General features: G+C 62.1%; 20 protein-coding genes and 1 pseudogene. 2 read left to right on the forward strand and 19 right to left on the reverse strand.

What is annotated here, in order from left to right:
- Positions 1-379: 379 nt before the first annotated feature.
- The 7 genes from C8264_RS05300 to C8264_RS05330 all read right to left on the reverse strand — a co-directional run bounded on the left by C8264_RS05300 (position 380) and on the right by C8264_RS05330 (position 5,035).
- Complete coding sequence (locus C8264_RS05300) at positions 380-781, reverse strand: GFA family protein (RefSeq protein ID WP_108459908.1); 402 nt, start codon at positions 779-781, stop codon at positions 380-382.
- Positions 782-869: 88 nt separating this feature from the next.
- Positions 870-1,271 (reverse strand): VOC family protein, encoded by a 402-nt coding sequence (locus C8264_RS05305; RefSeq protein WP_108459909.1) that lies wholly within the window; start codon positions 1,269-1,271, stop codon positions 870-872.
- A gap of 127 nt (positions 1,272-1,398) precedes the next feature.
- Complete coding sequence (locus C8264_RS05310) at positions 1,399-2,418, reverse strand: TerC family protein (RefSeq protein WP_108459910.1); 1,020 nt, start codon at positions 2,416-2,418, stop codon at positions 1,399-1,401.
- 162 nt (positions 2,419-2,580) lie between these two features.
- Positions 2,581-2,961, reverse strand: a complete 381-nt coding sequence (locus C8264_RS05315) for a hypothetical protein (RefSeq protein WP_162783471.1) — start codon at positions 2,959-2,961, stop codon at positions 2,581-2,583.
- A complete protein-coding gene (locus C8264_RS05320; RefSeq protein ID WP_162783472.1) occupies positions 2,958-3,515 on the reverse strand; it encodes a MaoC/PaaZ C-terminal domain-containing protein in 558 nt (185 codons plus the stop codon). Before C8264_RS05320 ends, C8264_RS05315 begins: the two co-directional genes overlap by 4 nt.
- Positions 3,512-3,985, reverse strand: coding sequence for a MaoC family dehydratase (locus C8264_RS05325; protein ID WP_108459913.1), 474 nt, complete (start codon positions 3,983-3,985; stop codon positions 3,512-3,514). The genes C8264_RS05320 and C8264_RS05325 overlap by 4 nt, the downstream gene beginning before the upstream one ends.
- A 177-nt stretch (positions 3,986-4,162) precedes the next feature.
- Positions 4,163-5,035 (reverse strand): AraC family transcriptional regulator, encoded by an 873-nt coding sequence (locus C8264_RS05330; RefSeq protein WP_108459914.1) that lies wholly within the window; start codon positions 5,033-5,035, stop codon positions 4,163-4,165.
- 103 nt (positions 5,036-5,138) lie between these two features.
- Between C8264_RS05330 and melA (C8264_RS05335) the strand changes: the two genes are divergently transcribed.
- Positions 5,139-6,593 (forward strand): alpha-glucosidase/alpha-galactosidase, encoded by a 1,455-nt coding sequence (gene melA / locus C8264_RS05335; protein ID WP_108459915.1) that lies wholly within the window; start codon positions 5,139-5,141, stop codon positions 6,591-6,593.
- Positions 6,594-7,430: 837 nt separating this feature from the next.
- Here the strand turns inward: melA (C8264_RS05335) and C8264_RS05340 are convergent.
- The 6 genes and pseudogenes from C8264_RS05340 to C8264_RS05365 form a co-directional block, all read right to left on the reverse strand.
- Positions 7,431-7,628: pseudogene (locus tag C8264_RS05340) on the reverse strand (helix-turn-helix domain-containing protein); the annotation flags it as partial.
- A gap of 178 nt (positions 7,629-7,806) precedes the next feature.
- The gene (gene melA / locus C8264_RS05345) at positions 7,807-9,174 is read right to left on the reverse strand and encodes an alpha-glucosidase/alpha-galactosidase (protein ID WP_108459917.1); all 1,368 of its coding nucleotides are present in this window, start codon (positions 9,172-9,174) and stop codon (positions 7,807-7,809) included.
- A gap of 9 nt (positions 9,175-9,183) precedes the next feature.
- A complete protein-coding gene (locus tag C8264_RS05350) occupies positions 9,184-10,854 on the reverse strand; it encodes an ABC transporter ATP-binding protein (RefSeq protein ID WP_108459918.1) in 1,671 nt (556 codons plus the stop codon).
- Between the two features lie 11 nt (positions 10,855-10,865).
- A complete protein-coding gene (locus C8264_RS05355; RefSeq protein ID WP_108459919.1) occupies positions 10,866-12,053 on the reverse strand; it encodes an ABC transporter permease in 1,188 nt (395 codons plus the stop codon).
- The gene (locus tag C8264_RS05360; protein WP_108459920.1) at positions 12,050-13,060 is read right to left on the reverse strand and encodes an ABC transporter permease; all 1,011 of its coding nucleotides are present in this window, start codon (positions 13,058-13,060) and stop codon (positions 12,050-12,052) included. Before C8264_RS05360 ends, C8264_RS05355 begins: the two co-directional genes overlap by 4 nt.
- Before the next feature lie 167 nt (positions 13,061-13,227).
- The gene (locus C8264_RS05365; RefSeq protein WP_108459921.1) at positions 13,228-15,315 is read right to left on the reverse strand and encodes an ABC transporter substrate-binding protein; all 2,088 of its coding nucleotides are present in this window, start codon (positions 15,313-15,315) and stop codon (positions 13,228-13,230) included.
- Positions 15,316-15,493: 178 nt separating this feature from the next.
- On the opposite strand from C8264_RS05365, the gene C8264_RS05370 reads away from it, so the two are divergent.
- Positions 15,494-16,399 (forward strand): helix-turn-helix domain-containing protein, encoded by a 906-nt coding sequence (locus C8264_RS05370; RefSeq protein WP_162783473.1) that lies wholly within the window; start codon positions 15,494-15,496, stop codon positions 16,397-16,399.
- 242 nt (positions 16,400-16,641) lie between these two features.
- Here the strand turns inward: C8264_RS05370 and ychF are convergent, their stop codons facing one another.
- The 6 genes from ychF to C8264_RS05400 form a co-directional block, all read right to left on the reverse strand.
- On the reverse strand, positions 16,642-17,739 hold the full coding sequence (gene ychF / locus C8264_RS05375; protein WP_108459923.1) for a redox-regulated ATPase YchF: 1,098 nt from the start codon (positions 17,737-17,739) through the stop codon (positions 16,642-16,644).
- A gap of 101 nt (positions 17,740-17,840) precedes the next feature.
- On the reverse strand, positions 17,841-18,542 hold the full coding sequence (gene pth / locus C8264_RS05380; RefSeq protein ID WP_108459924.1) for an aminoacyl-tRNA hydrolase: 702 nt from the start codon (positions 18,540-18,542) through the stop codon (positions 17,841-17,843).
- Positions 18,543-18,608: 66 nt separating this feature from the next.
- The gene (locus tag C8264_RS05385; RefSeq protein ID WP_108459925.1) at positions 18,609-19,235 is read right to left on the reverse strand and encodes a 50S ribosomal protein L25/general stress protein Ctc; all 627 of its coding nucleotides are present in this window, start codon (positions 19,233-19,235) and stop codon (positions 18,609-18,611) included.
- A 155-nt stretch (positions 19,236-19,390) separates the two neighbouring features.
- Positions 19,391-20,323 carry a ribose-phosphate pyrophosphokinase gene (locus C8264_RS05390; RefSeq protein WP_108459926.1) on the reverse strand — a complete coding sequence of 311 codons (933 nt, stop codon included), beginning with the start codon at positions 20,321-20,323 and terminating at the stop codon, positions 19,391-19,393.
- Positions 20,324-20,437: 114 nt separating this feature from the next.
- Positions 20,438-21,208, reverse strand: coding sequence for a peptidoglycan editing factor PgeF (gene pgeF, locus C8264_RS05395; protein ID WP_108459927.1), 771 nt, complete (start codon positions 21,206-21,208; stop codon positions 20,438-20,440).
- Positions 21,205-22,287 carry a class I SAM-dependent methyltransferase gene (locus tag C8264_RS05400; RefSeq protein WP_245892941.1) on the reverse strand — a complete coding sequence of 361 codons (1,083 nt, stop codon included), beginning with the start codon at positions 22,285-22,287 and terminating at the stop codon, positions 21,205-21,207. Before C8264_RS05400 ends, pgeF begins: the two co-directional genes overlap by 4 nt.
- Positions 22,288-22,305: the final 18 nt, after the last annotated feature.

Consider the following 22,305-nt stretch of genomic DNA (forward strand, 5'->3'; position numbering starts at 1 on the left):
GCCCGTCTTTTCAATTTCACCTCGTCATTCCCGTCCACGTCGTCATTCCCGCGAAAGCGGGAATCTCACTTCCCTTCGGCACAACAGTGGGATTCCCGCTTTCGCGGGAATGACGACGTGGCTTGGACGCTGCACGCAGAGTCCGATCCAGACACTCCCGCGAAAAAAGGCAGTACAGTGGCCCGCGCGCGTTGCGCTTGATGGCCCCAGGTGCCGAATTCTGGAAGACCAAGTGGTGAGCCAGTCGAACCACGAGACCGGGCGAGTGGAGGTCAGGGTGCCACAGACCTCGTGGTTCGACAGGCTCACCATGAGGTCTGTTGCGGGACCTCTGTTCTGCGCGCGTGTGTGGGAGGTCACACAGCGGTTGTGTCGTCACTCACCAGCTATTGCGTCCATCCACCTGGGTCACCGCGATCTTGCTCCAATCCAGATCGTCGATGAGTCGAAGGTTGATGGCATAGGTTCGGGTCGTCGGCATGGCGTTGGGATCGCCATTCTTGGACGTGCCGTCATTGTTGTACATCGATGCCCAATCGGGGGAGTCGCCCCAGGTCTGCATGCCGCATTGGCCGCAGAAATGGTGCTGGTTCATGCCACCGCTGGCTGAATAGACCTTGTCGCCCTCCTGCGAGAGGAATTGCATCTCGCCTGGGCCGAAATACCCCCATACCGCGCCAGTGCGGGCGCAATAGCTGCAGTTGCACTGCGTTGCGGCTTCCGGCAGGCGCGGCAGCTCGATCCTGGTCGCGCCGCAGTGGCAGGTTGCGGTAAGGCTCATGGCGGATTCCCTCAAATCTGTGATGCGCCACACCTAGTGGCAGGCGTTGTCAGATGCTGTCAGCAGCAGGGCGCCGTGGGATGCTGGCTCACGCTGCGACGGCGGCTGCCTGCTCCTGTGCATCGATAAGGCAGAACTGGTTGCCTTCGGGATCGCGCATCACGGTGTAGGTCGGGAGCACGCGGACCGGCTCGGCGCCCAGTTCCTTGAGGCGTTCCACCTCGCCGGAGCGGTCGGTCACTTCGATATCGAAATGAACGCGATTGTTGTCGTAGCGCCGGCCATCGACGTTCTGGAAGCAGATCGAGGGGCCCGGTCCATCCATCATGACGGTGGGGTCGGTTTCGGGCGTCAGGCCCAGTGCGACCAGTCGCGCCATCTCGGCTTCGCCGTAGTCCCGGATGGTATAACCATCCAGCAGTTCGGCCCAGAATGCGGCCAGCTTTGCCGGCTTGTCACAGTCGAATACGATCTCGTGGATCCTACCCATGGGTGGTCTCCTGATTGTCCTTGCCAATTGAGCTAGACCGCAAATGCGGCAAGACTGGCGCAGACCGGGCATTCGGCACGACCGTGAATGTCAACGGGCGCCCGTGGGCGCCCGTCAATGAGGTGGTTCAGGGTTCCAGCTGGCCCGTTTGCGGTGCCACTTCGGCGCCGACATCGGGTTCGTTCCTGGTCTTGTAGAGCGAATAGATCACCCCGCCGGCCAGTATGCCGATCGTCACCAGCAGCGAGAGCAGCGTGTCGATCTTGATGTCCATGGGCACGAGGAAGATCTTGATGCCGACCAGCACGAGGATGATCGCCAGCGAGATCTGCAGATAGCGGAACCGGTTCATCGCCGCTGCCAGGGCGAAGTAGAGGGCGCGCAGGCCCAGGATGGCAAAGATGTTGGACGTGTAGACGATGAAAGTGTCCTGCGTGACTGCGAACACGGCTGGAACCGAATCGACGGCGAAGATCAAATCGACCGTCTCCACCATGATCAGGGCGACGCCCAGCGGGGTCAGCCAGGTGACGAGCTTGCCGGTCTTGGTGTCGGGCAGCTTGGCAATGAAATCATGGCCGTGCAGTTCCTTGGTGACGCGGAAGCGCTTGGTCAGGAACGCGAAAACCGGGTTGTGCTCGATATCCGGCTTGTCGTCCTTGTGGCTGAACATCCGGATGCCGGTGAACACCAGGAAGGCGCCAAAGCCGAACAGGATCCAGCTGAACTGATAAACCAGCGCGGCACCCAGCCCGATCAGAACAGCGCGGAACGCGATGACGCCCAGGATACCCCAGAAGAGTACCCTGTGCTGATAGATGCGGGGAATGGCGAGAAAGCCGAAGATCGTGGCGATGACGAACATGTTGTCCATCGCCAGGGATTGCTCGATCAGATAGCCGGTGAAGAATTCGAGGCCGGCTTCCGCGCCGCGCTGCCACCAGACCCAGCCACCGAACGCGGTGGCGATGGCAACGTAGAAGCCATAGAGGAACAGGCTTTCCTTGGCCGAGATCTCCTTTTCTTCCTTGTGCAGAATGCCAAGGTCGAAGACGAGCAGAGCTATGACGACCGCGATGAACGCGATCCAGAAATATACAGGGGTACCTAAAAAATCGCCCGAAAGGGCGGCAAGAAGCGATTCCATCGCCGGACCATCTCCATTTTTTGTTGGAGCAGCTCCGACATCACGAGAGCATAGGAGCTCTCGCCAGAGGGGCCCGGCGCCGCACCCCTAAAATGCTGATCGCAAAGAAAAGTTCAACCCCCTCACGCGGGTGTTTATCGTCGCGCCAGCGGGGTTAGCGGCCTAGTGCGGCGTGCACAGCATCACGATGGCGTCCGAGGTTTCGAGCTGGATCGCGGTGCCGAAATTGGGGTCGGGGATGAGCCGTCCGGCCTGAACCTCGCGGGCCGTCTTGAGCCCGCCATCGTTGAAACCCACGCCGTCCTGGTAGGGGGTAATGGTTCCGGTGCCCGAGCTTTTATCGCCCACGACGGTGGAGGCAAAGCCATAGACCTGGCCATAGATGGTCAGGATGCCGGCTTTGCCGGCGGTGGCATCACGGCAGCCCCAATTGCCCTCGAAACCCTGGGCAAGGGCAGGGGTGGCGGAGAGGGCGATGAGGCTGGCAGTCAGGGCGATTCGGAGCATGGGCGATAGAGTGCCGATACGCTCGCGGGCTTTCAAGCGGCACGCTTGAGCATTGGCCCGATCAACGGAAGTTTGATGAGCGCGAGCAACACTCTGGTGCGCAGGGAAGGGCGATAGTCGCGCAGCTTGGAGAAGCCGACGAACTCGGAGAGGTAGACCTGCTCGCCGCGCTGATTGCGGGCGGTGACCCGGTTGAACAGCAGGCCCCAGCCCGGCAGCGAGTTGGAGTGGCGCTTGTCATAGACGACGAGTTCGTAGCGGACCGTGTCGCCGGGGCGGACGGGCACCGAGAATTCGATTTTGCTGCCGCCCGGGGAAGGGCCGGACACGCCGGGCTCTTCGCCCAGACCGCGCAACCGGTCTTCCTCGGCTTCGAGCGCATCGACCATTTTGCGATGGCCGACGGCAGCGGTGTGCCAGCCGCTGGCGATGATGCCGCCGAAATGGCTGTGCACGGCCAGATCCGGATCGACGTGGAAATATTGCGGATCGTACGCCTTGGCGAAGCGGATGATCTCATCCTCGGTGAACTGGTGTTCGCCGAGATCGAAGACTTCGTCGAGCACGATGTTCTCGAACCAGCGGGTCATGCGCCGGTCTCCCGCACGTCCACCAGATTGCTCAGCCGCAGTGTCATGACCTGCTGGTCCTTCTGGTTGCGGATATCGAAGTCGATGCCGACAATGCCCCATTGCGGCTGGGTGGCCGAGCGGCGCAGTTCGGCGATAGTCGCCTTGCCGCCGATGGTGTCATCGACCATGACGGGCGTTTTCCATTTGAGGTTGGTGAACCCCAGGCCACCGGCCGACGCGATGGTGGAGAGGAAGCTATCGACCAGCATGCGCAGGCTCAGCGCACCGGTTTGCCAGCCGCTCGCTGCAAGCCCACCGAGCAGGCTCGCCTTGGCGGCTTTTTCATCGAGGTGAAAGGGCAGCGGATCGAACTCGCGCGCGAAGCTGAGGATCATTTCGCGGGTCACCTTGGTGTGGCCCAGTTCGATCACTTCGCCGACGCGCAGATCTTCGAAGTGGCGCCGATCTTTGGTGACAGGATTGGTCATTGCTTGCCCTATACGTCAAGCATGGGTTTTGCCCGCTTTGTGAAGGGAAGGCAAGCGCGGTTGCGGCATGGCACGTGCCACGACCTCGTCCTTCGACAAGCTCAGGATGAGGTCTGCTGCGAGTTCTCAGTAGACCTCATGGTGAGCTTGTCGAACCACGAGGTCGTGGCCCGACCATCATGTGCCCGATGCCAGGCGCTGGGCGGAGCGATATTCCAGTGGGGCCATGCCGCGGCGGCGGCGGAAGGCCTTGGAGAGATAATTGGCGTCGGCGAACCCCGTAGCGGCGGCGATGGCGACGACACTCATGTCGGTGGCCAGGAGCAGGCGCTCGATACGTTCGAGGCGCCGCTCCAGCACGTATTCGGAGGGGGCGCGGCCGGTGGCGGCGGTGAACTGGCGCACGAAATGGGCGCGGCTCATCTCGGCAATGGCGGCGAGGCGCTCGACCTGCAGCGGCTGGGCCAGATTGTTTTCGACATGTGCCGCCACCCGCGACAGGGCCGGCGGCATTTCTGGCGTAGGGGCAACGCTGGTGCCGAAGACGCCGTCATAGAGGGCGGCTATGGCTGCATAGGCCGATGCGGACGCTTCGCCGGGGGTGATCTGCTCCCGCTCGATCAGCGTGAGGCAGGCGGCGGCGAGGCGGTCGACCACGCCAGCGGAGAGGCTGACCACCGGCCCCGCCGCGTCGATGATTTCCCGCACGAGCCGCAAAGCTTCGCGGCCGTTGAGGACCATCCAGAAATATTCCCAGTGTCCGCCACGCTCCAGCCAGTAGCGGTGTGCGTGCGGCATGGAGAGGACCATGGTCTGCCCCGGAACGAGGCGATGCTGCACGCCGGCGAAGTCGAGCCTGCCCTCGCCCACAAGGGTGTGCTGGATGACCAGGAATGGCGCGGTGCCACGCTGCAGACCGTCCCAGGAATAGACTTCGTTGCGGCGCTGCTCGTAGCCGGCGCTGATCGGCATGGCGTGGAGCGGCACGACGCTCTTGGCCAGATTGAGCACGCGAACGTCATGGCCGTGTTCGAGAAGGTGGGAGAGCACAAAATTACCCGCAATGGCACAAGCTTTCTCTAGCACTCATGCGGCGCTCAACGCTAGCAATGTGTCAACGCATTCGGGGCGTCATCATCCCCAAGGAGGATACATGTCATTCAAGGTCACGGTTATCGGCGCGGGCTCTATCGGCTTCACCAAGACCCTAATTTCGGACCTGCTCAAGGTGCCCGAGTTCGTTGATTGCGAGTTCGCGCTGACCGACGTCAATCCGGCCAACCTGGACATGGTGCGACAGGTGATCGAGACGATCGTTTCGGTCAACAAGCTGCCCGCCAAGGTGACGGCAACGACCGACCGGCGCGAGGCGATCAGCGGCGCCCGATACATCATGAGCTGCGTCCGTGTCGGCGGGCTTGAGGCCTTTGCCACCGATATTTCCATCCCGCTGAAATACGGCGTCGATCAGTGCGTCGGTGACACCATCTGCGCCGGCGGCATCCTTTATGGCCAGCGCAACATCCCGGTGATCCTCGATTTCTGCAAGGATATCCGCGAGGTCGCGGAGCCCGGCGCGCTATTCCTCAACTATGCCAACCCCATGGCGATGAACACTTGGGCCGCCGAGATGTATGGCGGGGTCAATGTGGTCGGACTCTGCCACGGCGTGCAGCATGGCGCGCACCAGATCGCCAATGTGCTGGGCGTTCGGGATGACGAACTCGACTACGTTTGCTCGGGCATCAATCACCAGACCTGGTACATCGATATTCGCGCCAAGGGCCGCAAGATCGAGGCGGATGAACTGATTGCCGGCTTCGAGAAGCACCCGGTCTATTCGCGCCAAGAGAAGGTGCGCATCGACGTGCTGAAGCGCTTCGGTGTGTACTCGACGGAGTCCAACGGGCACCTCAGCGAATATCTGCCCTGGTATCGCAAGCGCCCCGAAGAGATCGGCCGCTGGATCGACATGAGTGACTGGATTCATGGCGAAACCGGCGGCTATCTGCGCTACTCGACCGAGCGCCGCAACTGGTTCGAGACCGATTTCCCGATGTTCAAGGAGCAGGCCAACAAGCCGCTTTCCGAGCACAAGCGCACCAGCGAGCACGCCAGCTACATCATCGAAGCCATGGAAACTGGCCGGTCCTATCGAGGCCATTTCAACCGCCGCAACAATGGCATCATCACCAATCTGCCTGATGACGCGATCATCGAAAGCCCCGGCTATGTCGATCGCTTCGGCATCAACATGATCGAGGGCATCACCCTGCCGACGGCTTGCGCGGCGACGTGCTCGGTTTCGGTTTCGGTGCAGCGCCTTTCGGTGGAAGCGGCGATGACAGGCGACATCAATACGCTCAAGCTCGCCGTGCTGCATGACCCGCTGGTCGGCGCCATCTGCACGCCCGACGAGGTGTGGGCGATGGTGGACGAGATGGTGGTGGCCCAGGCCAAGTGGCTGCCGCAATATGCCGATGCAGTGCCGGCCGCCAAGGAACGGATTGTCAAGTCGACGGTCAAGACGCGCGATTGGGATGGCGCTGCGCGCAAGAAGGTGCGCTCGGTTGAGGAACTGCGCGAGGTAGTGGGCGGTCACCACTAGGGTTTTGGTGGGGCTCTGATCGGCCCCACCGATGGCCTCCCCACAAGGGGTTGACCCTTTTCCACCGGGTCATTCCCGCGAAAGAGGGAACCTGCGTTGACGATGGTTGGGGGGGAACAGAGGTTCCCGCTTTCGCGGGAATGACGTTGTGGTTTAGATCGACCTCCACCTCACCCGGCATTCCCGCACCCTAGATGAGGGTTTTACCCCTCACCTCCACATCCACTGTTGCTTCCCTCGGGCTTGGCCCAAGGGTCTCTCGTCGCTTGTGCCGTGGGGAGAGTGGCCCTCGGGTCGAGCCCGAGGGAAACGCGGTGGGTGGGGGAGGTGGTGCCGTACACGGGCGGGCGGCGAGGGTGTGAGATGGTGCCACATACTCGATCGTCACCCTTGGGCTTGACCCAAGGGGAGTGTTTACTTTGTGCGCTTTTCCCACCGGGTCATTCCCGCGAAAGCGGGAACCTCCGTTGGCGATGGTTGCAAGGGGAAACAGAGGTTCCCGCTTTCGCGGGAATGACGTTGTGGTTTAGATGGAGATGAGGGTTTTTACCCTTCGCCCCTTCACCCACTGTGCTTCCCTCGGGGTTGGCCGAGGGTCTCTCGTCGCTTGTACCGTGGGGAGAGTGGCCCTCGGGTCGAGCCCGAGGGAAACGCGGTGGGTGGGGGAGGTGGTGCCGTACACGGGTGGCGAGGGGGTGAGACGGTGCCAGATATCGGTGGATGGTTCGAACCAGCTTGCGGCTGTGGCGGGATCTCGGGATGGATCCCGGCTCAAGGCCGGGATGACATCGGGGGTGGTGGTGGGCAGCGGTAACAGGCTGGACGTTTCGGCGGGGCTCACCCCTCCTGCGTCGCGCTGAGCGGCACATCCATGCCCTGGTCGGCGTATTCACGCAGTTTGTTGCGCATGGTGCGGATGGAAATGCCCAGGATTTGGGCGGCGTGGGTTCGGTTGCCCTCGGTTTGTTGCAGGGTGGCGAGGATCAGGTCGCGTTCGACATCGCTGGCACGCAGGCCGACAAGGGCCTGGGTGACGCTGGGGTCGGGTTCGAAGTCGTACATTTCAGTCGCTTTCTGAGCCCCCAAACTTGAACTCAGATGCCGACAAGGCTGGGCCCTTATGGTTAAGGCGAGGTTAATGAAAACCCAACGGCCCCGACGCTTTTCGCATCGGGGCCGCATTTGGAAGCAGGGGAGGAGGTTGCGCCGCGAATTACGCCACGCGCTGCTTCCGGGAACCACGGGCCCATTCCGGCAACCAGGTGCCGTGGGCTTCGGTGAGGTCGTCGACCAAATTCCAGATCTGCTCGAGATCCAGTTCGGCGGCGGTGTGTGGGTCCATCATCGCGGCATGGTAGATGTGCTCGCGGTTTTCCTCAATCAGTGCGCGAACGGTGAGTTCCTGCACGTTGATGTTGGTGCGGATGAGTGCCGTCAGCTGCGGCGGCAATTCGCCAATATAGGTCGGCTGCAGGCCGTTTTCGTCAACCAGGCACGGCACTTCAACCGCTGCGTTGTTAGGCAACGAGGTGATCACGCCATTGTTGCGCAGATTGCCGTAGATTACGGAGGGCTCGCCCGTCCACACCGAATTGACGATGGAGGAGGCGTATTCCTTGGACTGCTTGACCTCGATGCGGTCGGCCTTGCGGTAGTCCTCGGAGGTCTTTTTCCACTTGGCGATCTGCTCGACGCAGCGCTTGGGATATTCATCGAGCGGAATGCCAAACTTCTCGATCAGGTCCTCGCGGCCTTCCTTGATGAAATAGGGCGTGTACTCGGCGAAGTGCTCGGAGCTTTCGGTGACGAAATAGCCCAGGCGCGTCATCATCTCGTAGCGCACCTTGTTCGGGCAGCGCGGGTTCCAGGTCGGCTTGGGGGCCTTGCCCGACGCATAGGCCTTGAGCAGCTCGGGATAGAGATCCTTGTAGGAGCCGTCGGGCTGGCGATGCTCAAACTTGAGGTAGAACGCCATGTGGTTGATGCCGGCGGAACGGTAGCGGATTTCCTCGTAGGGAATGTCGAGGTCGTTCGCCAATTCCATTGCGGTGCCCTGCACGGAGTGGCAGAGGCCAACCTGCTTGATGGTGGGGTATTTTTCCGAGATGGCCCAGGTGTTGATGGCCATGGGGTTGACGTATTGCAGCATGATCGCTTCGGGCGCGACCTGCAGCATGTCTTCGCAGATGCTCCACAGATGGGGCACGGTGCGCAGGCCGCGCATGATGCCGCCGACGCCCAGGGTGTCGGCGATGGTCTGGCGCAAATTATACTTCTTGGGGACTTCGAAATCGACCACGGTCGAGGGCTCGTAGCCGCCGATCTGGAAGCAGACGACCACGAAATTGGTGCCGTCCAGCGCCTGGCGCTGGTTGGAGTAGGTTTCGACGGTTGCCGAAACACCCAGCGTGGCGATCAGTTTTTTTGCGATCACTTCGCTTTCTTCGAGGCGGGTCGGATTGATGTCCATCAAGCGGATGGTGGCGCCGGCCAGAGCCGGGCGCTGCAGGATATCGCCGACGATGTTCTTCATGAACACGGCAGAGCCGGCGCCGATAAAGGTGATCTTTGGATTTGCCATTAATTGCTCCTAGGCGGCTATTTCGAACGCGGCGCGGACAAGGCGGCGCGTGTAATCGGTTTGTGGGTTGGTGAGGACATCGGCCACCGGGCCCTGTTCCACGATCTTGCCGTGTTGCATGACCATGACGCGGTGACAAAGGGCGCGCACGACCTTGAGGTCGTGGCTGATGAAGAGGTAGCTGAGGCCCTTTTCGTCCTGCAGCTTGCGCAGCAGGTCGATGATCTGGGCCTGCACGGACAGGTCGAGCGCCGAAGTGGGTTCGTCGAGCAGGATGAACTCGGGCTCGAGCGCGATGGCCCGGGCAATGGCGATACGCTGGCGCTGGCCGCCCGAGAACTCGTGCGGGAAGCGGTTGAGGATGGTGTCGGGCATGCCGGCGTCGCGCAGGGCCTGGCGGACGCGATCACCGCGCTCGGTACGGTTGGCGCCGATATTATTGACGATCAGCCCCTCCTCGATGATCTGGCGGATCGACATGCGCGGATTGAGCGAGGCGAACGGGTCCTGGAACACGATCTGCATGCGGCTGCGCAGGGGGCGCATGGCCTGGCGGTCCTTGGTGTCGATGCGCTCGCCATCAAAGAAGATCTGCCCGCCCTGATTGCCGATGAGGCGGATCAGCGCCTGGCCGAACGTGGTCTTGCCGGAACCGGATTCGCCAACGATCCCCAGCGTCTCGTGGCGCATCAGCTGGATATCGAGGTTGTCGACGGCCTTGAGCTCGAAGAAATCGGGCTTGAAGAAGCCACCGCGCTTGAGGGTGAAGCTGACCTTTACGTCCTTGCCTTCCAGCACCGTCTCATGCACGCCCTCTCCAAGCGGCAGCGCCGTGCCCTTCGGTTCGGACGCCAGCAAATGCTTGGTATAGGCGTGGGTGGGGTTGGCGAACAGCGCTTCGGTGGCGTTGTGCTCCTGCACGCGGCCGTTCTGCATGACGTAGACATACTCGCTGAACTGGCGGACGACCGTCAGGTCATGGGTGATCAGGATCACTGCCATGCCGTATTTGTCCTTGAGATCCTTGATGAGGTTCAGGATCTGGGCCTGCACGGTGACGTCGAGCGCAGTGGTGGGTTCGTCGGCGATCAGCACGTCGGGCCGGTTGGCGAGGGCCATGGCGATCATCACGCGCTGGCGCTGGCCGCCCGAGAGCTGGTGCGGGTAGTTGTTGAGACGCGCCTTGGGCTCGGGGATCTGCACTTCGGCCAGCAGGGCTTCCGCCTTTTCCATCGCCGCCTTGGTGCTCATGCGGTTGTGCAGCTGGATGATCTCGCAGATCTGCTGGCCCACGGTATAGACCGGGTTCAGCGAGCTCATGGGCTCCTGGAAGATCATCGCGATGTCGTTGCCCCGCAGCTTGCGCATATCGCGATCGCTCATGGCGACAATGTTCTTGCCGCTCAGCGTGATCTGCGTGTCCGGCAGGATGGTCGCGCGCTTGGTGAGCAGTTTCATCAGCGTGCGGGCGGTGACGGATTTGCCCGAGCCGCTCTCCCCAACAAGGGCAATGGTTTCGCCCTTGTGGAGCTGGAAGGACACATCGCGCACGGCGTTAACGGTGCCGCCCTCGACCTTGAAGTCGACGCCGATATTGCGCGCATCAAGGATCAGTTCGCGGCCGTGGCTGCCCAGGTCGTGGCGGGTGTCGGAGACGGGCGTGTAGCTTGTTTGGCTCATGTGCCGGCTCCTCAATAGGGGTCGATTGCGTCGCGCAGGCCATCGCCCAGCGCATTGAACGCAAAGACGGTGATCAGCACGAAGACAACGGGGGACAGGATCCACGGATAGGAGCCGATCACCGAAAAAGTGCCGGTATCCTGCAGCATCAGGCCCCAGGAGATCAGCGGCGGCTTCACGGCAAAGCCGAGGAAGCCGAGGAAGCTTTCGAGCAGCACCACGCTCGGGATGGCCAGGGTGACGGCCACGATGATGTGGCTGAGCACGTTGGGCAGGATGTGGCGGGTGATGATGCGGCTATCGGTGGCGCCCACGGCGATGGCGGCGCGCACATAATCGATGCGGGCCAGCGACAGCGTCTTGGAACGCACCTCGCGGCTCAATTGCGCCCAGCCCAGCACCGCCATCACGAAAATGACGAAGGTGAGGAAGACGTTGGAGGGCGCCGTTACCGGGATCAGCGAGGTGAGCGCGAGATAAAGCGGCAGTTGCGGGAAGGCGAGGACGAAATCGACGAACCGCTGCACCCAGCTATCGAAGCGACCCCCGATATAGCCCGAGGTGATGCCCACCAGCGTGCCGACGATGGTGGTGAGGGTCACGACGGCCAACGCGATCATCAGCGAGATGCGCGAGCCGATGATGCCGCGCGAAAGAATATCGCGGCCGAATTTGTCGGTCCCCAGCAATTGGATCGGCCGCCCATCGGTGGAGCCGAAGAAGTGGATATTGGACGGAATGAACCAGAAGAATTTATAGGCGTGGCCTCTAACGAAGAAGCCGGTTGGCGTCGGGTTGTCCTTGATCAGGCCGGTCAGGGGCTGGAAAGTGATGGGGTCGAACTCACCCGTGTCCCCGATGGGGTAGACATAGGGGATAAGGCTGAAATTGCCGTCGGGATCCTCGAAGGCGATAACGTCGGGTGGCGCAAACGGCAGGTTCGCCTGCTTGGGGTCCATCGGCGCGAAGAAATCGGCAAAGATCGAGATCACCAGCATGAGGACGACCAGGATCAGCCCGATCATGCCCATGGGCGAGCGCTTGAAGCGGCGCCATACCAGGGTAGCATAGCCTTCGTTGCCGGAGCCGTAGCGGGACGCGGCGGGTGCGTTGTCCGCTTCCTGGGCCGGAGTGGGGGCTGGGCCGCCGCCGGCATCGGTGGGCAGGGGAATGGAGGGGCGGGACTCGATATCGGTCATTCGTTGCCTCCTCCCAGGCGCACCCGGGGATCAAGCGCCACCAGCAGGATGTCGGAAATGATGTTGCCGATGATCAGCGTGGCGGCGAGGACCAGCATGAAGGTTGCGGTGACGTACACGTCGCCCACACCCATGGAGCCCACGATGGCAGGGCCGACGGTGGCAAGGCCGAAGACGATGGCGACTTCGATTTCGCCAGTCAGCATATAGGGCAGCACCACGCCCTGGTAGGCGACGAGCGGATGGAGCGCGTTGGGCACGGCGTGCTTCATGATCACGGCGCCTTCGGGCAGGCCCTTGGCTCGCGCTGTCTCGATATATTGGGAATTGAGCACGTCGAGCAGATTGGCCCGCATGACGCGCATATTGTAGGCGAGGCCGCCGAACGTGGCGATGAAGATTACCGGCCAGATGTGGGTCATCAGGTTGACGAACTTGTCCCAGCTCCAGGGCGCGCCCCCATAGCGGGCGGAGAAGAACATGCCCACTTCCGAAACGTTCATGCGGAAGACCAGGACATAGAGGATGACGATCGCGAGGAGAAAACGCGGGATGGTCATGCCCAGGAAGGAAATGATCCCCAGGCCCGTGTCGATCCAGGAATACTGGCGGGTCGCCGCGACGATGCCCAGGCCAATGCCGAGCAGGGATGCCAGCAGGTGGCAGACCAGCGCCAAGGCGATGGTTGCGGGCAGGCGCTCGGCGACGACCTGGCCGACTTCCTTGTTGTAGTAGAAGGAATGGCCGAAATCGAAGCGGGTGACGATGCCGGTGATCCAGCGGAAATACTGCACGATCATCGGATCGTTGAGGCCATTGGCTTGGCGATAGAGCTCGGCCTGAATCTCGGCCTGCTCGGGAGTGGCGCCGCCCTGGTTCACGGCCATCGCCCGGATGTAGTCGCCATAATCGCCGGGAGGCGCCTGGATGATTGCGAAGGTCACGATGCTGAGCAGAAACAGCAGCGGGATCGCGCCCAGTATGCGCATGGTCAGAAATCGAAGCATGTGGCCTCCAGATAGGGCGGGATCGCTTCGCAATCACCGGACGGTACCTCCCCCTTGACGGGGGAGGCTAGGAGGGGGTGCGAGAGCCCGCATATATGGGCCAACCAACCCCCACCCCTTGATCCCTCCCCGCAAGGGGGAGGGTGTCGACTGCGACATTAGCTAAATCAAACCGGACCGGCGCCGCCGGGCTCGCCCGGCAGGGTTTCGGGGTGCAGTTCGTAGTCGCCCTGCTTGTCTTCAGGAACGAACAGGCGTTCACGCATGACGCTGTCTTCAGCCCAGTTGAACTGGAAGATCGGGGCGCCCGCCGGAATATTGGCGAAACGCTTGTTGATGATCAGCGCACCTGGGTACTGGGTCAGCCCGACCGAGTAGACGTTCTCGGTGAAGAGCTTCTGGTACTGCTTCATCAGTTCGGCACGTTCGGTGGTGTCGCTGGAGGCGATGAACTTGTTCACCACGTCCACCAGTTCCTGCTCGAAGGGGAGCAGGTCCACCGTGCCGTCCGTTCCCGCCTTGTGGAACGTGTGGGTGCGTGGGCCGACGGGGGCGAGGGTGGTCGTGCCCTGGACAACGGAGACCATTTCGGCGCCCTGGCGTTCCACACCCCAGTCGAACTGGCCGGACTGGGCCATGTCGTCGCGGGCCGTGCCCGTCTGGAAGTTCGCGATGACGCGGATGCCGAGCGGCTCCATCATCGCGATCACGCCTTCGGCAAGGTTGGTATCGGTGCCGTAGTCGGTGTTGGCGAGCAGGGTAATTTCGACGTCCGCGCCACCAGCCTTGTCGGCCGGGAAGTTGCGGATGCCGTTGCCGTCCGTATCAGTCAGCCCCAGGCCATCGAGCAACGCGTTGGCCGCTTCTAAATTATAGGGATAATAGACGGTGGACGCCTTGTCGTAATAGGTCGTGCCGGCATAGAGGCCACCGGGATAGATGGCGGTGAACGGACCACGCACCAGAGAGTCGCCCAGGCGCTGGCGATCAACGGCGATCGAGACGGCCTTGCGGAAGTCCAGCTCGCGATTGAGTTCGCGGACGGCCTGGCCGCGGGCATCGGGCTCACCCCAGCCATTGGCCGAGAGGTTCATGCGCAGGGCATAGCCGATGGTGCGGGCACCGAACTGCAGGCGGGCGGGAGCGCTGTCCTCGGCGGAACGCTTGAGCGATTCCACGAAGCTTTCGGCCTGTTCGAGGTTGGCGAAATCGCCTGAACCGGCAACAGCCTGAACGTCGCGGTCCGCCCAGGTCGAGAGGCGATAGTGCATCTCGTTGAGGTAGGGGAGCTGGTTGCCGTTCTCGTCGACCTTCCAGTAGTAGGGGTTGCGGCGCATGACGATGATGTCGTCAGCCCGATATTCCACCGGCACCCAGGCGCCCATCACGGGCATGTTCATGAATTCGGGCGGGAAGGCGTTCTTGTATTCCTGGTAGGTATTGTCCGGATTGTACTTGGGATGCTGGGGCTTGAGAATGTGGCTCGGGCCCGGGCAGAAGGAGTCATAGGCCATCGCGTAGAGATATTGCGTCGGCCGGACTTCTTCGAAGGTCCACTTGACGGTGTACTCGTCGATTGCCTCGAGCGTCGTGCCGACGCCGAAACGTTCAGGCGTTCCGGTGCCCGAAGGCACGGCGCTGACATTGGGGTCGTTGACGTTGTCTTCCCAATAAAACATCAGGTCTTCGGAATCGAAGGGGTCGCCGTCGGACCATTTTGCGCCTTCGATCAGGTGCATGGTCAGCTCGTGGCCGTCCTCGGACCATTCCCAGCTCTTGGCCAGGTTCGGCAGGGGCTCAAGCTCCTCAGCCTTGATCTGGAACAGGGGGCCGTTCCGCGTCAAACATTCTGAAAGGCCGATATCGATGCCACCCCAACCCTGGGACTGGCCACCGATATAGTTCCAGCCTTCGGGCCGGCCGCCGATGACGTGGCGCATGGTGTCGCCATAGACGCCGATGCCGTCAGGCATGTTGCCGGTCTTGAAAACCAGCGGCTCCTTGGGCAGGCGCTCGGCGACGGGCGGCAAAGTGCCGGCCTCGACATATTTCGAGGTTACCCAATCGGGTTCATGGTATTCTGGAAGCGCCTTGAATTCGAGCATGTCGCCGACGCTCACGAATACCGGTTCGCTCTGGGCGGCGAACTCCGGCGGATCCGGAAGCTCACCGGTCAATTCCTGGGCCGAAATCGCCATAAGCGAAACGCCCAGCATCAAGCCTGCCCCGCCAAGGGCAAATGCGTGCTTTTTCATAAAACCTCCCATTAGCAACAGGACGGCTGGCCGCCGCAGGCCGGACGTGCTTCCGGCCTCGCTCTGTGCTGACAGGAGCAAATGGTACGCCTTGCCATCGGTGAAGCAATCCGGAATGATAGAGACTTATTCCGGTTTTCTAAGATTATAACGGATAAGTATGATTGATGAGAAGCCCGTGGCAGGGCGATCCAGACGCGGCAGTCCACCCAAGCCCACGCCAAGGCCGGACCGGAGCTTCTACTCCTCCGGCAAGGCGTTCGGGCGGTTCGGCATCCGCTCGTTTCCGCCCCAGATCATGCCGGAACCGCACAGCCACGGTCATATCGAATTCAACTGGTTGACCCGTGGCAGGATGGACTACCAGTTCGACGGCGGCCCCTGCAGCATCGGTCAGGAGCGGCTGGTGGCCTTCTGGGCCGGCATTCCACACCAGACAATCGGCCTCGATGGTGCCGACGAGGCCAGGCAGATCAACATCTACCTGCCCATGGATGCGTTTCTCGAAATGCCGCAACTGGGGCGCCTCACCGAAACGCTGATGGGAGGCGGGGTGATCCAGCTCAGCCCCGATTGCATCGGGCTGGAAACGCTGGAGCGTTGGCACCAGGATTATCGCAGCGGCAATTCGCTGCGGACCGATATCGTGCGCACCGAGATTGGCACCATGTTCCGGCGGGCGGCGATCACCGGATGGGATTTGCTGCTGCCGGCCTGGGTGGAAGAGGGGACGGGAACGCGCACCCGCACGGGTTCGCCGGTGCGCTATGTGGTGCGCATGGTGCGCCATATCGTGGAGAACATCGCCGATCCGCTCAGCGCCGAAAGCATCGCCGAAGTGGTGGGGCTGCATCCCAACTACGCCACCAACCTCTTCACCAAGGTGATGCGCATATCGGTGCAGAAATTCGTGGTCCGCATGCGCTTGATCCGCGCCCGCTCACTGCTGTTCGACGGCAGCCTTTCCATCGCCAACGTGGCGTTTCAATCGGGGTTCGTGAGCCAGACGCAGTTCTACGAGCACTTTCGCAAGGCATATGGGATGACGCCGAGCCAAATGCGCAAGGATACGATAGAGGGGTGAGGGGTGTTGTCGGGGCACAGGGCTTCCGAAACCACGGTGTCATCCCGGCCTTGAGCCGGGATCCATCTTGAGATGTTGGACTGGTCGGTAGGCGCTCTATCCACCTAAAACTTGTCGCAGTGGATAGGATTGACGCAGTAGACCTCATCCTGAGCCTGTCGAAGGACGAGGTCGTGGCACGCACCCTCCACTCGCTCGACCTCGTGGTTCGACAGGCTCACCATGAGGTCTAATGGACTGGTTCAGGTATTAAACCTGAACAGCATCACGTCACCGTCCTTAACCACGTATTCCTTGCCTTCGTCGCGGGCCTTGCCGGCTTCCTTGGCGGGGACTTCGCCGCCCAATGTTACGAAATCCTCGAACCCAATCGTCTGGGCGCGGATGAAGCCGCGCTCGAAATCGGAGTGGATGACGCCAGCGGCGGCGGGAGCCTTGTCGCCCTTGTGGATGGTCCAGGCGCGGGTTTCCTTGGGGCCGACGGTGAAATAGGTCTGCAGGCCCAGAAGGTCATAGGCTTCGCGGATCAGCCGGTTCAGGCCGGGCTCGTGCAGGCCAAGCGATTCCAGGTATTCAGCCTGTTCCTCGTCGGGCAATTGGGCCAGCTGGCTCTCGATTTCGGCCGAGATGATGACGACGCCGGCGCCATTGGCATGGGCGTAGTCTTCGACGGCCTTGCTCATGGCATTGCCGTTTTCGGCCGAGCCTTCGTCCACGTTGCAGACATAGAGCACGGGCTTGCTGGTCAGCAGCTGCAGTTCCCCGAAGGCTTTTTCTTCTTCGGCGGAGCGTTCGACGAACCGGGCGGACTTGCCTTCGCGCAGCAGCACCAGGGCGCGGTCGATCAGGTCGAGCGTGATCTTGGCGTCCTTGTCGTTGCCCTTGGCCTTTTTCTCGACGCCGGTGCGGCGCTTTTCGAGGCTTTCGAGATCGGCCAGCATCAGTTCGGTCTCGACGACTTCGGCGTCGGCGAGCGGATCAACCTTGTTGGCGACGTGGATGATGTTGCCGTCTTCAAAGCAGCGCAGCACATAGGCGATGGCGTCGCATTCGCGGATATTGGCGAGGAACTGGTTGCCCAGGCCTTCGCCCTTGGAGGCGCCCTTCACGAGGCCCGCGATATCCACGAAGCTCATGCGGGCGGGCAGTACGTTCACGGACTTGCCGATGGTGGCGAGCTTTTGCAGGCGCTCGTCCGGCACTGGCACGTCGCCCACATTGGGCTCGATGGTGCAGAACGGGAAATTGGCGGCGGCTGCGGCGGCGGTGCGTGTCAGCGCGTTGAAAAGGGTCGACTTGCCGACATTGGGCAAGCCGACAATGCCCATCTTGAAACCCATGGGGATGCTCCGGAAACAGTTAGCCCCCAATTGGGTCGGATGGGCTGAGATGTCAATGCGAAGTGGCGCAACCGAGCCATCCAGAGGCAATCGAGGCGGGATTACTCGCTCTTGAACAGCTTTTTGAGCATGTCGGCCATGGGGCCGCTGCCGGGCAGCTTCACTTCCGGCTTGGCGGGCCGCGCCTGGCGGATATGGCTCTGCGCCTTGGGTGCGGGCTTTTCCGCGGTGTCGTCGGCGGGCTTGAGCGTGAGGGCCAGCTTGTTCATGAAGCCAGCGTCATCGCCCTTGAGCAGCAGGGCCACATGCTTGCCGATGCCATCGAGCAGGGGGGTGAGCCAGCTCTGGTCGGCCTTGGCGAAATCGCCCAGCACGTGGGGCGTGACGAATTCCTTGCCGGGATGGCCGATGCCGAGCCGCACGCGCTTGTAGTCGAGGCCGATCTGCGGATCGATGGAGCGCAGGCCGTTGTGCCCGCCATTGCCGCCGCCGACCTTGACCCGCACCTTGCCGGGCGCCAGGTCGAGCTCGTCATAAAAGACGATGATGTCGGATGGCTCGATCTTGTAGAATTTCGCCACCTGCTGCACGCTGTCGCCGGAGCGGTTCATGAAGGTTTGCGGCTTGAGCAGCAGCACCTTTTCGCCCGCAATGCTGCCTTCGGCCAGCAGGCCCGCATGCTTGGAGCGGAATTGGGTAATGCCATGCTCGCGCGCGATGGCATCGAGCGCCATGAAACCGATATTGTGGCGATTGCCTTCATATTGGTTGCCCGGATTGCCCAGGCCGACAAGCAGCTTCATTCACCCACTCCAAACGAAAGAGGCGACCCGGGGGCCGCCTCCAATTTTCAACAAAGCCTGGCGCGATTACTCGGCCTCGGCTTCGCCCTCGGCAGCTGCCTCGTCCTCGGTGCCAGCGGACTTCAGGGCCGATGGAGCAACGATGGTGGCAATGGTCACGTCTTCTTCGTGGCTGTGGTCGACGGCGCCGGCCGGCAGCTTGACGTTGGAGATGTGGATGGTGTCGCCGATATCAAGGCCCGTCAGGTCGACGGTGACTTCCTCGGGGATATTGTCGGCAGCAACGGTCAGGTCCAGCGTGTGGTGCACGATGTTCAGCGTACCGCCGCGCTTCAGGCCGGGGCTTGCTTCTTCATTGATGAAGTTCACATGCACCTGGACGTTGATCTTGGAGCCCTTGCCGATGCGCAGGAAGTCGACATGCAGGGGGAAGTCCTTGACGGGGTCAAGCTGGTAATCGCGGGGGATCACGCGGTGCTTGGTGCCGTCCACATCGAGCTCGATGATGTGGCTCAGGAAACCGCCAGCATAGATGTGCTTGTAGGCATCCTTGTAAGCGAGCGCGATGGTGACGGGGGGCTTCTTGTCACCGTAGATAACTGCGGGAACGAGTCCCTGACGACGCATTTCGCGAGCGGCCCCCTTGCCAACTCCGTCACGCGCCTGTGCCTTGAGCACCTTAGTTTCAGCCATGGAAAAATCCACTCTGGTTGGTGTATGGCGTCATCACAACGGCATACGCGCCCGTCCTCCAGGGGTGACGAGCGCTTCATGGCCGCGGCTATAGCTCAAAGGCGTGCGGGCGGCAAGGGATTCAGAGCAAACCTCATCCTGAGGGCCGTTGCCAATCAGTCGAAAAGGCTCGAGACGCTCTGTTCGCTGGCGGTGCGGGCGATGGCTTCCCCGATCAGGGGCGCGATGGTGACGCGGCGGATATTGGCCGTTTCACGTTGCGCGTCGGTTTCCTCGATCGAATCGGTCACCACAAGCTCCTTGAGCTTGCTGGCGCCGACACGCGCGCAGGCGCCTTCGGAGAGCACGCCGTGGGTGATATAGGCGGATACTTCCTTGGCGCCGGCATTGAGCAGGGCTTCGGCCGCGTTGATCAGCGTGCCGCCGCTGTCGACAATGTCGTCGATCAGCAGGCAGCTTTGCCCCGACACATCGCCGATGATGTTCATCACTTCGGAAACGCCGGCGCGTGGGCGGCGCTTGTCGACGATGGCGAGGTCGGCGCCGATGCGCTGGGCGATCGCGCGGGCACGGGCCACGCCGCCGACGTCGGGCGACACGATCATCAAATTCTTGGTGTCATAGTGCTCTTCGATGTCCCGGGTCATGACCGGTGCCGAATAGAGGTTGTCGGTCGGGATATCGAAGAAGCCCTGGATCTGGGCGGCATGCAGGTCCAGCGTAATGACGCGGTTGACGCCGGCGCCGGTAATCAGATTGGCCACCAGCTTGGCCGAAATCGGGGTGCGGCCGGCGGCGCGGCGATCCTGGCGGGCATAGCCGAAATAGGGCAGCACGGCGGTGATCCGGCGGGCCGATGAGCGGCGCAGCGCATCGGTCAGGATCAGCAGTTCCATCAGATTGTCGTTGGCCGGAAAGCTCGTCGACTGGAGAATGAACACGTCCTCGCCGCGCACATTCTCATGGATTTCGACGTAGATTTCCTTGTCCGCGAAGCGCTTGACCGTACAGTCTGTGAGGGGGAGTTCCAAATAGCTGGTGATGGCTTGGGCAAGGGCGCGGTTGGAGTTACCGGTCACCAGCTTCATGGGAGCGATCCTGTCTCAACGGGCCGACAAGGGGTGGGCGGCCTCCAGTTTCGGGGGTTGTTTAGCGGGTGCGGCGGGGACTAGCAACGCAACAAACGTCGAAGGCTTAAAGATTTACGTCAGGCCGATGACGGCGACCTGCCGGCCCGTGGTTGTGCCCTGGTGGGTGGCATAGCGGTGGGAGAAGTAGCGGTCTGGTTCGGCATAGGTGCAGCCGCCAACCCGTTCGATGGTGCCGATGCCGCTTTGGCGCAGCTGTGCCTCGACGAATCGGGGCAGATCGAAGTGGACTGGTTTGCCGGGCGGCACGAAGAAATGGCCTGCGCCATCGGGCTGGAGTGCCAGGAAATCGGCCTTGAACCGCTCGCCGACCTCGTAGTTGGCGCCGGATATGGTGGGGCCGATTGCGGCGATGATGTTTTGTGGCGTGGCGCCAAGCGCCACCATGGCGTCCACCGTCGCGCCGCAGATGCCGTCTACCGCGCCGCGCCAACCGGCATGAGAAGCCCCGATGACGCCTGCCTCGGGGTCGGCAAAGAGAATCGGCGTGCAGTCGGCGGTAAGAATGCCCAGCGCGAGCACCGGCAGGCGCGTGACCATGGCGTCGGCTTCGACTGGCTCGTTGTTGTCGGGATATTCGGTCAGCGTGCGAACGCGGGCGGAGTGGACCTGCTTGAGGAGATATAGGTTCTTGCGCAGAAAGCCGAGTGCCTGTGCCGCTCCGGCGCGGTTGGCCTCGACCAGATGCGGCTTGTCGCCGGTGGCGATGGACATGTTGTTGGCTGCGAACTGGCCTTCCGAATAGCCGCCTTCGCGGCCGAAGAAGCCATGCCGCAAGGGTGATATAGCCGCCAGCGCCGGGCTCTGCTCGAATGGCGGGGTCATGAGGTAAATCCGGGTGGTGCAAGGCCGGGGCTCGCGGCGCAGAACACCTTGAACAGTTCGCCCATCTGCTCTGGAGTAACGAGCCGGTCACGCGCGGCGGCGATGTCGCCGGCCAGTTGCGGATTGGCGCCGCTGAGGGCGCGGGCGCGCTCATTGATGCCCATGCGCACCAGCCAGTCGCCCTGTGTCGCCAGGGGCTGGATGGCAAGGCCCGCCTTGGCCGCCACGCTGCCCAAGGCTTCGAAATCCACATGCACCGAAAGGTCGGCCGCGCCGGGTTCGGCCAGCACGTCGGAATATTTGTGGTCGCGCACGGCCTGAAGGGTTTCTCCCGTCTGGGTCTGGGCATAGCCGTAATCGATGACGAGAATGGCGCCGCCTTGGGCCGAGACGGTGCGCGCGAGGCGCGACATGACCTCGCCATTGGCCAGCCCGACCTCGAAGACGGCATTTTCCGCCGCATTGGCCACCCGTTCGGGCATGGAGGCGATCGGAATGGGCGTGGGATTGAGCCCGAACTGGCGCTTGCCCTCGCTCAGGCCCACCATGCGTTCGTGCCAGCCTTCCTTGCCGCGCACGAATTGGCGGATCGGCAGGGCGTCGAGGAATTCGTTGGCAACAACCAGCAGCGGGCCAGGGCCGACCTTCTCAAAGCTGTCCACCCATTTGGGGCCATAGGGCTCCAGCCGGGCGTTCTGTTCGGCGATCAATGCCGGGTTGGTTTCGAAGAGGCGCAAATCCAGTCCGTCGCGGAAGCCTTCGGCGCGGCAGGCGACACGCAGAATATCGGCCATCAACGTGCCGCGGCCGGGGCCAAGTTCGAGCAGGGTGAACTCTTTGGGGCTGCCCATCTGCTGCCAAATATTGACGAAGAAGAAGCCGATCAGCTCGCCGAACATCTGGGAGATTTCGGGCGCGGTGATGAAGTCGCCCTTGGCGCCCAGCGGATCGGGACCTTTGTAATAGCCCTTGCTGGGATGGGTAAGGCAGAGGCCCATATAGGTTGCGATCGACATCGGACCCGTGGTGCGGATCTGCATGTCGATGAGTTCGGGCAGGGAGGGGGATGGTTCAGTCATCTTCGCCGTCTCGTCCCA

Origin of the sequence: Devosia naphthalenivorans, assembly GCF_003056355.1 — a bacterium.
GTDB classification, from domain to species: Bacteria; Pseudomonadota; Alphaproteobacteria; order Rhizobiales; family Devosiaceae; genus Devosia; species Devosia naphthalenivorans.

Coding starts and splice junctions, on each gene's coding strand:
- C8264_RS05300 (WP_108459908.1), bottom strand. CDS start 781: ATGAGCCTTACCGCAACCTGCCACTGCGGCGCGACCAGGATCGAGCTG.
- C8264_RS05305 (WP_108459909.1), bottom strand. CDS start 1,271: ATGGGTAGGATCCACGAGATCGTATTCGACTGTGACAAGCCGGCAAAG.
- C8264_RS05310 (WP_108459910.1), bottom strand. CDS start 2,418: ATGGAATCGCTTCTTGCCGCCCTTTCGGGCGATTTTTTAGGTACCCCT.
- C8264_RS05320 (WP_162783472.1), bottom strand. CDS start 3,515: ATGACCCGCTGGTTCGAGAACATCGTGCTCGACGAAGTCTTCGATCTC.
- C8264_RS05325 (WP_108459913.1), bottom strand. CDS start 3,985: ATGACCAATCCTGTCACCAAAGATCGGCGCCACTTCGAAGATCTGCGC.
- melA (WP_108459915.1), top strand. CDS start 5,139: ATGTCATTCAAGGTCACGGTTATCGGCGCGGGCTCTATCGGCTTCACC.
- melA (WP_108459917.1), bottom strand. CDS start 9,174: ATGGCAAATCCAAAGATCACCTTTATCGGCGCCGGCTCTGCCGTGTTC.
- C8264_RS05350 (WP_108459918.1), bottom strand. CDS start 10,854: ATGAGCCAAACAAGCTACACGCCCGTCTCCGACACCCGCCACGACCTG.
- C8264_RS05355 (WP_108459919.1), bottom strand. CDS start 12,053: ATGACCGATATCGAGTCCCGCCCCTCCATTCCCCTGCCCACCGATGCC.
- C8264_RS05360 (WP_108459920.1), bottom strand. CDS start 13,060: ATGCTTCGATTTCTGACCATGCGCATACTGGGCGCGATCCCGCTGCTG.
- C8264_RS05365 (WP_108459921.1), bottom strand. CDS start 15,315: ATGAAAAAGCACGCATTTGCCCTTGGCGGGGCAGGCTTGATGCTGGGC.
- ychF (WP_108459923.1), bottom strand. CDS start 17,739: ATGGGTTTCAAGATGGGCATTGTCGGCTTGCCCAATGTCGGCAAGTCG.
- pth (WP_108459924.1), bottom strand. CDS start 18,542: ATGAAGCTGCTTGTCGGCCTGGGCAATCCGGGCAACCAATATGAAGGC.
- C8264_RS05385 (WP_108459925.1), bottom strand. CDS start 19,235: ATGGCTGAAACTAAGGTGCTCAAGGCACAGGCGCGTGACGGAGTTGGC.
- C8264_RS05390 (WP_108459926.1), bottom strand. CDS start 20,323: ATGAAGCTGGTGACCGGTAACTCCAACCGCGCCCTTGCCCAAGCCATC.
- pgeF (WP_108459927.1), bottom strand. CDS start 21,208: ATGACCCCGCCATTCGAGCAGAGCCCGGCGCTGGCGGCTATATCACCC.
- C8264_RS05400 (WP_245892941.1), bottom strand. CDS start 22,287: ATGACTGAACCATCCCCCTCCCTGCCCGAACTCATCGACATGCAGATC.